This window comes from Spongiactinospora gelatinilytica, assembly GCF_003236385.1.
In the GTDB taxonomy this organism is placed as follows: domain Bacteria; phylum Actinomycetota; class Actinomycetes; order Streptosporangiales; family Streptosporangiaceae; genus Spongiactinospora; species Spongiactinospora gelatinilytica.
This window is the reverse complement of the sequence record NZ_POUA01000783.1, coordinates 1-855: the sequence shown is the minus strand read 5'-3', so window position 1 is coordinate 855 and position 855 is coordinate 1. Positions and strand designations below refer to the sequence as shown.

1 protein-coding gene and 1 pseudogene are annotated in these 855 nt (G+C 75.9%); one reads left to right on the top strand and one right to left on the bottom strand.

Annotated elements, in window-relative coordinates:
* A partial coding sequence (locus C1I98_RS39385; protein ID WP_111172238.1) for an SDR family NAD(P)-dependent oxidoreductase occupies nucleotides 1–567 on the top strand: 567 nt, incomplete at its 5' end.
* Between the two features lie 6 nt (nucleotides 568–573).
* Here the strand turns inward: C1I98_RS39385 and C1I98_RS42410 are convergent.
* A pseudogene (locus C1I98_RS42410) lies at nucleotides 574–855 on the bottom strand (SAM-dependent methyltransferase); the annotation flags it as partial.

The following is an 855-nucleotide window of genomic DNA, read 5'->3' as shown; positions in this document are numbered from 1 at the left end:
GTGCCGGGCGACTGGGCGGCGGCGGGGGAGTGGGTGCTGGCGGAGTACGGCAGGCTGGACGTACTGCACGCCAACGGGCCCGGCCGGGTGGTGCCGGCGCTGCCGCTGGGCGACCTGACCGAGGCCGACTGGGACCTCCAGCTCGCCGTCTCGCTCAAGGCCGCCTATCTGGGCGCGCGGACGTTCCTGCCGCTGCTGGCCAAGGACGGCGGGGGCGCGATGGTGATCACGTCGTCGGTACAGGCGGGGGTGGGGCTGCCCGGCTGCGGCGCGTACGCGGCGGCCAAGGGCGGTCTGCTGTCCCTGACCAGGCAGCTCGCCGTGGACTACGCCCCCGAGGTGCGGGTGAACGCGGTCGTGCCGGGCCCGATCATGAGCCCGGCCTGGAACGACGTCGCCGAGGCCGGACGGGTGGCCACCGTGGCCGCCACGCCCGCCGGTAGGTTCGGCCGCCCGGACGAGGTGGCCGCCGCGGTCGCCTTCCTGGCCGCCCCAGAAGCCTCCTTCATCACCGGCGCGGCCCTCACCGTGGACGGCGGCTGGAGCGTGGCGAAGACCTCGGCATAATGCGGTTCAGCTCTTTTGGAAGTGCCAGATCAGCATGGCCGGAACCCCGGCCGCCGCCGCCTTCGCCGCCTCGGGCGCGAGCGCGGCGAGCGACCACGGCCACAGCTCCCACACGTCGATCGAAGGGGGCTCGCCCTGCTCGGCGCGGTCGGCGACCGGCGGCGCCGGCTCCTCGCAGCGCACGACCCGCAGCCCCACCGGCAGCGCGGCCCGCAGGTAGTCGCCCACCAGGTGCCGATGGCTCGCCACCCGCCCCGGCCGCCCGTCCGGCAGCCGTACCGGCGGCAC